Genomic DNA, 7,500 nt, shown 5'->3' with positions numbered 1-7,500 from the left:
CCAACTTCATGGGCTTCGTCAAACTCGCCGCTATCGCCATCTGGCTCAAATAGTTAAATCGTCACCACCGCCTAGTTTAGCACTCCGGGCTGGCGCGAAACTTACACGATTTAGAGATCGCTAATGTTCCAGCTTGATACTGGGCGGCGATCGACCTTCTAGCCGCCGACCAGCGGCACGGTCACCGAGGTGGTATAGCTGATCGGATAATCGCTGAAATAGGGAAAGCTGATGACGAAGGCGTAGCTGGCGTTGACGTGCGCCATGCGGAAGCCGCCGCTCGCCGGGTCGGTGGTGATGGTGACGTTCACGTTCTGCAGGCCCAGCGCCTGCAGTTTCTGCGTCGCGACCGCCTGTATGTCGGCCTGCGTCAGCGTGTTGTTGAGCTGCAGGGAGCGCGCGGAGGCTTCAAGCGCATAGCGCACGCTGGAGATGTTGTTCATCGACCAGCCAAAGGCGAAGATGCCGAACAGCAGCATGATGAGGAAGGGCGCAACCAGCGCGAACTCGAGACCGGCGCCACCCGAGATGTCGCCGACAAATGCTTGACGCCTTTGCTTAGCGGACACGGACCACCTGCAGATGACCGATCGACGTGTCGCGCGGGAAGACGCCGAAGATGAAAGGCGGCTTCCAGGTGCCCGACGCCTGGATCTGGACGAAGACCGAAGGCACTTTCGGCCCGCTGCAGATGGTGGTCGAGGTGACCACGGTCGTTCCGCATTTGTAGGCACGGCTCACCGTGATCGCCGCATCGTCCGGTTTGTGTTCCCAGCTCGCCAGCGCCGCGGCCTGGGTGGCGCTGTCGTCGGTGCCGCCTGCCATGACAAGGTTGGCGGCCGTCTTCACCCCTGCCCGCATCGCCAGCGAGCTGGTGACGTAGGACCAGCCGTCCAAGACGCCCAGAAGAGCGGCGCACAGCACCGGCATCACCAGCGCGAGCTCCACCGCGGCGATGCCGGCGCGGTCCCTGCCGAAGCGGATTGCCCGTAGCCGCATGGCCGCTACTCGACCACCGCAACCGACTGGGTGGCCGGGATGTCCTTCATCCCGAGGCTCGAGCAGTCCTGGTTGATGGTCGAGTTGCCCGACCACTGAATGGTGTCGGCAACAACCTGGGTGCAGCCGTTCTTACCCGAGAAATTGCCAAGGTAATTGACCTGCTGCCTGGGAAAATAGATTGCGCCGGTCAAAAGCGAAGTCGCGTTGCCGTTGAAAGTGCTTTGCGCCGCCGTCCCTGTCCGGTCGCCGTAGAACAGCACGCCGGAATAGGTGCCCGTGGTCGGGGCGGCCAGCGTCACGGTGGCGTTGCCGTTCATGCTGACGGTGTTGCTGCCGGCCATGAAGATCGTGACGTCGCTGCCTTGGATGACGGCACCCGCATTGATCTTCAAGTCGCCCTGGACGACGTAGACACCGGGGGAAAGCGTGATATTGCCGTTGAGGTTCATGCCGCTGCAGTAGGTCCCGGGCTGGATCGTTTGCGTCGTCTTGTTGCCGTTGATCTTCTGGCATGGGTTTGAGGTCGCGGGAGCCGGCAAGCTGGCGAACGGGTCGGCCGCTGGCAGGGCTTGGGTGATCGGAGACTTGCAAACCATCGTTGGCGGATTGTTCAGCACCATGCCGCCGACGGTGATCAGACAGTCGGTCTGGACAGCCGCCGAGCCCTGGATCTTGATTGCGTCGGAGGCGTTCGAATTCGCCATGTCAACGCAGCCGATTTTCTTCGCGTTGGTGTTGCCGGAGAAGAGCAACGCCTGCGAAGCCGTGAGACTGAGAGCTATGTCGCAAGCTTTGGAGGCATCGGTGATCAGTGCCACCGCCCTCGCCTGCTCCGGCACCTTCGTCTGCGTGAAGATGGAGGTGAACATGCGGTCGAGGTTCTGGTTGAGGATCACCTCGACCGCCTTCTTGGCCGTGTTCGGCCCGGACGCCGGCGGGGTGTTGACGACGATGGTGCCGCCGCCCAGCCCGTTCGAGGCGGCCGATGTCGTGGCGGCGGCGGTGATGGTGGCGGTGTCGGACCCCGCGATCTTTTCCAACGCGCCGGCATAGGCGGCCGCGTCGGCGATCGCCTGCAGCTTCAGGCTCGAATAGTACCAATAGGAGGTCTCGACGCCGAGCCCGGCGCCGCCGATGACGACCGGCAGGGTCAGCGCGAAGATGGTCGCGACATTGCCGCCCTTGCCTTCGCAAAAGCGTCGAGAGACCAGTCCAGAAAAAAGATTTCTGATGAACCGACCTGAAAAGGCCATGGCCGAGCGCACCCAAGCTATCCCAGCCGTTACGTCATCATTATCATATGAACGAATGCCTAATTATTTCGCTCGACTTGCGCTGTTAGGACTGCATCGGGCCGCCACCCCGCCTTGCGCCGCGCACACTAAGACTTAAGGCCCAGAAACGCTCAGACTTAAGATGTAACCATTAGTAAAACCATATATTTTAGCACTTTCCGCATTTTATCTTTTTTGGAAATCGCCCGTAGAGACAGCGTGCCTATCACTTTCGCATATACGACGAGGGCGGACTTCCATGTTTGCACGTTTCTGGGCTTCGAGGCGCGGCAACTTCGCGGTCGCGACCGCGGTGGCCATGGTGCCGCTGATGCTTGCCCTGGCAGGGTCCATCAACTTGATCGGCACCAGCGACGACGCCGCGCAGTTGCAGAATTCGCTTGACGCGGCCGACCTTGCAATCGGTACGAAATACCAGGCGAGCATGTCGGCGAGCGATGTGCAGCAACTCGGCCAGACCTTCTTCGCGGCCAATATGAGCACCGCCGACGCGCAGGAATATGCGGGCAGCGTCGCCGCCTTCCAGGCCGGGGCCAGCGGCGATCCGAGCGCCTACTTCATTTCGGTGTCGTCGAGCATAAGCCGACCGGCCTTCGTCCCCGGCATGCCGGCCTGGCCGGCGACGCGCTCCGCCTCGGTCAAGATCAAGCCCGGCGCGCAGGCCTGCGTGCTCGCGCTCGATCAGAATGCCGACGGTGCGGTCAGCCTGCAGGGCTCCACCAATGTGGCGATGAGCGGTTGCGTGATCGCGGCCAATTCGGACGCCGCCGACGCCGTCAGCCGGGGTGGCTCGGCGATCGTCAGCGCTGGCTGCGTCTCGACAGTCGGCGGCACGCAAGGGTTGACGCCGCCCAGCGCCACCCTTTCCTGCGGCGCGCCGCAGGAAAACCAGTATGCCTCGTTCGATCCGCTGGCCGACGTCGTTCCGCCTCCCTACACGCTCTGCCTGCCCGTGCCGAACGGCAAGACAATAACGCTTTCGCCGGGTACCTACTGCGACAAGACGCTGTCGGGAAATATTACCCTCAATCCGGGCACCTACATCATGCGCAACGTCACCATAAAGCCAGGCGGCAACGGCAGCCTGAGCGGCCAGGGCGTGACGATCTTCCTGATGGAGAACTCGCAGCTCATCATCAACGCCAACGAGCAGGTGAACCTGTCGCCGCCGGCCAGCGGCCCCTACGCCGGCATCACAATCTACCAGGCGCGCGGCAACACCCAGGCGCTGACGCTGAACGGCGGATCCGGCTCGGTGGTGAGCGGTTTCATCTACGCCCCGGACGCTGCCATCACCTATGCCGGAAATTCGGACATGAACGCCGAGGGCAGTTGCCTGCGGCTGGTCGGCGACACTGTCGCAATGACGGGGAGCTCCGCCGTTAAATCGGATTGCACGGCCGAGCTTGGGAACCGCGCTATGTATGCGGGACGGATGATCACCCTGGCGAAATGAACGCCAATCTCGTCATCCCTTTGAACGCAATTCCGGACGGAAAACCGCTCGCGCCTTTCCTGGAATTGCTTCTAGGGAAGATCACAACTCGCCTATGATATCCGCGCCCGCCTGCTCGTCGAAGAGCACCGCGCAGCCGCGCTCGAGCGCGACCTGCGTCAAGGCGTTGGCCGCATCCGCATCCGACGAGACGAAATCGCCGGTCAGGACGCGAAATTCCTCGACGGCCTTCGACATCGGCACCAGGCGCCCGGCAGACAGGTCGCTCGCACATGCGTCGATGACGCACAAAAGATCGATGAGTTCGAAATTATGCATGGCGGCCTCCGCCTGCGCCATCCCTTCGCTCAATCAACGGTACGAGGCGCGGACTGGTTCCCTCGCCTGCGTTCGGCGGATGGCCTGACGGGCGCAAGCTTGAGATCGAAGCGAGTAGGTAGGCATGGCTCGGCACAGGCCTTGCGCACCGATCTGGTGGCCATCGTGTCGATCGGAAGAAGGACCACCATCTGGGCATGGCGTTGTGGCCAGAGCGGCCTGCCGAAGAGGAGGAAGACGCCGCCGATCAATCCCGCCAAAAGCAGCGCGGCAAACAGGTTCGCGATCACGTTGCCGGGTTGCACGGCCAGCAACTCCAAGAGAGTTTCCAGGGCGAAAGGAATGCCCGCCATATCGCAGGAATGGCGGGCACCCATCGTCAACCGCCGATGAAGGGACTTTGTCCGGCGGCTTGCTAGCCAATGAAATGGGGCCGTTGTTGTTTCCCGGAAATCGGCGCCTCGGGCCTCTGCGTTCGGCGGGTGAGACTTCGGTCCGAACATGACCCGGGACCGTTGCCCGAAGCGCGGCCTTTAGCCAGCCGCGGCCCTTATTACATTAGCAATACCTTATGATAAGGCGTATGAATGAATGGGATAGCGGTCGCCGACGATCGCAACGTCGGGCTCCGCTTTTACAAGGGAGGATGCCATGGCCGAAGCTGCAATGCAGGTGACAAAACTCGAATCCAAATCGCACAACACTCCCGACGAGGTCCGCGCGCCCGCCAAGACGCGCGTCGAAATCGTCCGGCTGCCCGGTTATTCCCTGGCGCGAATGAACATGCAGCCGGGCTGGAAATGGTCCGAATGCGTCAAGCCGGTGGTCAAGACCGACAGCTGCCAGGTCTCGCATGTCGGCTACGTCGTGTCCGGATCGATCACCGTGCGCATGACCGATGGCACGCAAAAGACCTTCGAGGCCGGCACGTCCTATACCATCCCGCCGGGCCATGACGCCTGGGTGGAAGGCAATCAGCCCTTCCAGTGCATCGAGGTGCTGAGCGCCGAGCAATACGCCAAACCAGCATAGGCCGGATCCAGCCGATGGGCGGCTATGAAGCTGCACCAGCCAAGCTGCGGGATCAAGGCGACGTCACCTTGATCCCGTTCGCAGGTGCGATCGCCGCCTCATTCGAATGAATGAGGCAGGCTCATTCATTTGTATGAAGACACAGAAAGCAGGCTCATAGGGGCCTTGACACTAGACTGCTTTTGTTCTCTTTATGTTCCCTAAATCAGCCTTTTCCAACAGAGAAATCTAATACTGCACCGCGGCAAAGCGGGCACTGCAGACGGGAGCGCAGGATGCTCGCTAAGGACGCCGCTGCCGCCACCATCCTGCATGCCGATCTCGATGCCTTCTACGCCTCCGTCGAGCAGTTGCTCGATCCGTCATTGCGCGGCAAGCCGATCGCCGTCGGCGGCGGCGTGGTGCTGGCGGCTTCCTATGAGGCCAAGGTCTTCGGCGTGCGCGGCGGCATGTCCGGCCGCAAGGCGCGCGAGCTCTGCCCGCAGCTCATTTTCGTCGGCGGCCATTTTTCCGAATACCAGCGTCTCGGCGATGCGGCGATCAAGGTGCTCGACGATTTCACGCCGGTGGTCGAACGCATCTCGATCGACGAGGCCTTTGCCGACGTCGCCGGCTGCACGCATCTGTTTGGCCCTCCGCAAGAGATCGCGCGAAAAATCCGCGCGCGGGTGAAGGCCGAGCTCGGCCTGCCGATCTCGATCGGCGTGGCGCGGACAAAACATCTCGCCAAGATCGCCTCGCAGGTCGCCAAGCCAGACGGATTGGTGGTGGTCGAGCCCGGCACCGAGCTCGCCTTCCTGCACGATTTGCCCGTCACGCTGATGTGGGGCGTCGGCCCCGCGACCAAGGCCAGGCTCGCGGAAATCGGCGTCGAGACGATCGGGCAATTGGCGCGCACGCATAGCGGGGCGCTGGAGCGGCTGATCGGCCATGCCGCCGGCCAGAAGCTTGCCGCGCTTGCCTGGAACCGCGACCCGCGCAAGCTCGAGACGCATCGGCGCGCGCATTCGGCCGGCGCGCAATCGGCGCTGGGCAGGAAGCCGGCGCTGCCGCGCGTCTTCGTGCCGACGCTGCTCCATCTGGCCGACCGCGTCGCCAGCCGCTTGCGCGCCAAGGACCGGCCGGGGCGCACGGTCACGGTGCGCGTGCGCTTCGCCGACATGCGCGCGGTGAGCCGCTCGATTACGCTCGAGCAGCCGATCCACGCGACCGCGATGCTGGCCGAGATCGCCGAGGAGCTGGTGCGCGGCGTGCTGGCCGCCCATCCGGGTGAGCGCGACATCTCGCTGCTCGCCATCTCGGTCTCGCATCTGGAGGAGCATACCGAGCTGCAGCTCGAATTGCCGCTCGGCCTGGCGGACGAGAAGCTCAAGCCCGGCAGCCGAAAAGGTCTCGCGCGCTTCGGCGCAGACCGCGCCATCGACAAGATCCGGCAGCGCTTCGGCAAGGAGGCCGTCGGCTACGGCACGGTGGCGCTGGAAGGCGCGCGCTCGGTGCCGGACGGGTTCAGGGAACTGGCGGAGAAGGAGTTGTAAAGGGGCCTGCGCCCAGCTCCACCCAATCCAGCCGCATCGTCACACTCATCGTCGCCCCATCATCGAGCACCGTCAGCCCCTGGCCATGATGCGCATCGACCGGGTGCGACACCGGCTCGAAGCAGAAGAAGCCGGCATCATGCGACGGGGAATAGAGGATGAACACGTCCAGCTCCGGCGAGGCTGCCAGCTCAAGCACAATCCCCTGCGCCGGCTGGACGATGGTAGCGCGACGATCCCAGCCGACAAAGGCGTTGTTTACCCAACCCGCCGGCAAAAGCGAGAGCCGCGAGAAATCCCACCACGGATGCTCAGCAAGCGGCGCGACGCCCGTTGGCAAATGGCGCTCATCCTCCAGCCAAACCCGCCCTGCCTTCGCCTTCAGCGTGGTCCTGGCGCCGCGCGGAAACCAGGGATGGAAACCGAGGCCATAGGGCAAGCGCATGCCGGCACGGTTCTCCACCGTAAGGTGGGCCTCGAGAGCGCCGTCGTGTAGCGAGTACACAACGGAGGCCGCGTAGCGGTAAGGACCGATCGCGCCGTCATCGAGCATCAGCTCGGCTTCGGTGTCGGTATGGCGGGCAAGCCGCCAGGGCTTCTGGAAACCGTCGCCGTGGATCGGAAAGGCTTCACCGGGCACATTCGGCCTGATGGCATGGAAGCGGCCGTCGAAGGTGAAGCCGCCGCCGGAGATGCGGTTCGACCACGGCACGAGGAGTTGGCAACCGGACGCGCCGGCGCCGTCCCCTGCCCGCAAAAGCGGAACCCGCGCACTGCCGACAAGCGCATCATAACGGGCGATCGCGCCACCCTTGTCGGGCGCGAGCACGAGCCGCGCGCGGCCATCGCGAAGCTCAACCAT

The 7,500-nt window shown here is 63.4% G+C and carries 9 protein-coding genes; 3 read left to right on the top strand and 6 right to left on the bottom strand.

The window, feature by feature from the left end; translation table 11 throughout:
* Positions 1-158: 158 nt before the first annotated feature.
* The 3 genes from FJ417_RS28185 to FJ417_RS28175 are packed head-to-tail and all read right to left on the bottom strand — an operon-like array spanning position 159 to position 2,255.
* Positions 159-569, bottom strand: a complete 411-nt coding sequence (locus tag FJ417_RS28185; protein WP_140644853.1) for a TadE/TadG family type IV pilus assembly protein — start codon at positions 567-569, stop codon at positions 159-161.
* Positions 559-999 (bottom strand): TadE/TadG family type IV pilus assembly protein, encoded by a 441-nt coding sequence (locus tag FJ417_RS28180; RefSeq protein ID WP_140785701.1) that lies wholly within the window; start codon positions 997-999, stop codon positions 559-561. Before FJ417_RS28180 ends, FJ417_RS28185 begins: the two co-directional genes overlap by 11 nt.
* Before the next feature lie 5 nt (positions 1,000-1,004).
* On the bottom strand, positions 1,005-2,255 hold the full coding sequence (locus FJ417_RS28175) for a pilus assembly protein TadG-related protein (RefSeq protein ID WP_140645010.1): 1,251 nt from the start codon (positions 2,253-2,255) through the stop codon (positions 1,005-1,007).
* Between the two features lie 280 nt (positions 2,256-2,535).
* On the opposite strand from FJ417_RS28175, the gene FJ417_RS28170 reads away from it, so the two are divergent.
* On the top strand, positions 2,536-3,753 hold the full coding sequence (locus tag FJ417_RS28170; protein WP_140785700.1) for a TadE/TadG family type IV pilus assembly protein: 1,218 nt from the start codon (positions 2,536-2,538) through the stop codon (positions 3,751-3,753).
* An 81-nt stretch (positions 3,754-3,834) separates the two neighbouring features.
* Here the strand turns inward: FJ417_RS28170 and FJ417_RS28165 are convergent, their stop codons facing one another.
* Positions 3,835-4,071 carry a hypothetical protein gene (locus tag FJ417_RS28165; protein WP_140644856.1) on the bottom strand — a complete coding sequence of 79 codons (237 nt, stop codon included), beginning with the start codon at positions 4,069-4,071 and terminating at the stop codon, positions 3,835-3,837.
* A 29-nt stretch (positions 4,072-4,100) separates the two neighbouring features.
* Positions 4,101-4,448, bottom strand: a complete 348-nt coding sequence (locus tag FJ417_RS28160) for a hypothetical protein (RefSeq protein WP_246680667.1) — start codon at positions 4,446-4,448, stop codon at positions 4,101-4,103.
* A 274-nt stretch (positions 4,449-4,722) separates the two neighbouring features.
* Here FJ417_RS28160 and FJ417_RS28155 point away from each other — a divergent pair, with 274 nt between their 5' ends.
* Positions 4,723-5,103, top strand: a complete 381-nt coding sequence (locus FJ417_RS28155) for a cupin domain-containing protein (RefSeq protein ID WP_140644857.1) — start codon at positions 4,723-4,725, stop codon at positions 5,101-5,103.
* Positions 5,104-5,378: 275 nt separating this feature from the next.
* Positions 5,379-6,638, top strand: a complete 1,260-nt coding sequence (gene dinB / locus FJ417_RS28150; protein WP_140785699.1) for a DNA polymerase IV — start codon at positions 5,379-5,381, stop codon at positions 6,636-6,638.
* Here dinB and FJ417_RS28145 read toward each other — a convergent pair.
* Complete coding sequence (locus FJ417_RS28145; RefSeq protein WP_140785698.1) at positions 6,610-7,500, bottom strand: aldose 1-epimerase; 891 nt, start codon at positions 7,498-7,500, stop codon at positions 6,610-6,612. The genes dinB and FJ417_RS28145 overlap by 29 nt on opposite strands.

The sequence above is a fragment of the Mesorhizobium sp. B3-1-7 genome (assembly GCF_006439385.1).
Classification (GTDB): Bacteria; Pseudomonadota; Alphaproteobacteria; order Rhizobiales; family Rhizobiaceae; genus Mesorhizobium.
Note: the sequence above shows the minus strand (reverse complement) of the source record. Positions and strands in the feature narration are given on the sequence as shown.